Annotated in this window: 2 protein-coding genes; both read left to right on the plus strand. The window is 35.0% G+C overall.

The genetic code is table 11. The annotated features are described in order from the left end of the window. Positions 1-442 (plus strand): PD-(D/E)XK nuclease domain-containing protein (locus ACJML3_RS10240; protein ID WP_406022948.1); only part of this gene is annotated, 442 nt, incomplete at its 5' end. Positions 443-673: 231 nt separating this feature from the next. Beyond that, positions 674-1,790 (plus strand): serine/threonine transporter SstT (sstT, locus tag ACJML3_RS10245; RefSeq protein WP_406022950.1); only part of this gene is annotated, 1,117 nt, incomplete at its 3' end.

Consider the following 1,790-nt stretch of genomic DNA (forward strand, 5'->3'; position numbering starts at 1 on the left):
AGCTTTAAAGAAGGAAACATCTGTAAATGTTGATGGCAAGAACATACTAGATGAAGGTAATGCAAAACAGATAATTGATTTGTTCAATACAGCATTAAATACAGTTTCATATGATAAATTTCCTTTAAACTCTGAATCATCTGTTCAAGGATATATCTGTATTTATCTAAAAGCTGCAGGAGCTAAAGTATCAGCTGAAGTACATTCTTCAAAAGGAAGAGCTGATCTGGTTATTGAAAGACTCAACAGAAGAATTGTCATTGAGCTTAAGTATGCCGATAGTGATCCTTTGGCAAAAACTAAACTTAATGAAGCAATTGAGCAGATTAAAAATCGAGATTATGGCAATATTCTTCCTCAAAAAGAGCTTTTAAGGATTGCCGCTGTTTATAATGCAGATCCTCATGTAAGAGCTATCACTGAATATCAGCAGGTAGATTAACACCTCTTACCTACTCGATTAAAGTTTTAGCATAGATATTTTCTCAAAATTTAAATATGCTTGAAAAGATTACAGGTTATGCTCTATTTGTGCATATCATTATTCATTAGTGTCTAAAAGAGAGCATAAGAGAAATTTTTTGTGAAGATTGTAATAGTGTCATTTAGAAGATAACAACAATTATTCCTACTTTTTGTATAATCCGAAAGATTAAACAAAAAAGGAGTTTTTATGATCCACGCTTTAAATCCAAAAGGTGCCGTATACAAATTCTTTAATGCAGTACCTTTTATCATGCAGATTATTATTGGCATGATCCTAGGTATTCTTTTAGCCATGCTTGTGCCAGAAGGACAGGCATTCATTTCACTGCTCGGTGATCTGTTCGTATCAGGCCTTAAGGCAATTGCACCACTACTTGTATTTGTTCTGGTATCAGCATCAATTGCAAAGCATCAGTCAGGAACTAACGCAAAGTTAAAGCCAATCTTCATGCTTTATATCATTGCAATGATTCTGTCAGCTGCTACTGCTCTTGTAATGGCAACATTATTTCCAAGTTCATTTCCGCATCTTGCTGATAAGGCGGTTGCAACAGCTCCACTTGGCGTATCAGAGGTTTTAACTGCATGTATTAAAAAGGCAGTTGATAATCCTGTAAATGCTCTAATAAGCGGCAATTATCTTGCAATTTTACTTTGGGGAATCCTTTTTGGAATTTTATTCAGAGGAGCTACTGACAATACAAAATCAGTTTTATCTGATTTTGCTTCAATTATCTCTGGTGTTGTAAGAATTGTGATCCGTTTTGCACCATTAGGTGTTTTAGGCCTTGTATATGCTTCTTGCACACAGGAAGGCGGTTTTTCAAACCTATTAAGCTATGTACATGTTGTAATGGTTCTTGTTGCAACAATGCTGATTGTTGCATTTATAATAAATCCTATTCTTGTATTTGCTGTTACTAAAAAGAATCCATATCCTCTAGTATGCACAGCAGTTGCAAATTCAGGTATTACAGCTTTCTTTACAAGATCATCAGCTGCAAACATTCCTGTAAACCTAGCCTTATGTGAAAAACTGAATATTCCAAGAGAATCATACTCTATTTCAATTCCTCTTGGCTGTACTATCAATATGGCTGGTGCTGCAGTAACAATTGTTATTATGACAATGGCTACTGTTCATACACTTAATATGGATGTTAATTTTGCAATTGCATTCTTAATGTGTGTAGCAGCTATTCTTGGTGCCTGTGGTACATCAGGAATTGCAGGAGGTTCTTTAATGCTGATTCCTCTTGCCTGTTCATTCTTTGGTATTTCATCTGACATTGCAATGCAAGTTG

The organism is Succinivibrio sp., from assembly GCF_045124615.1.
Lineage (GTDB): Bacteria > Pseudomonadota > Gammaproteobacteria > Enterobacterales > Succinivibrionaceae > Succinivibrio > Succinivibrio faecicola.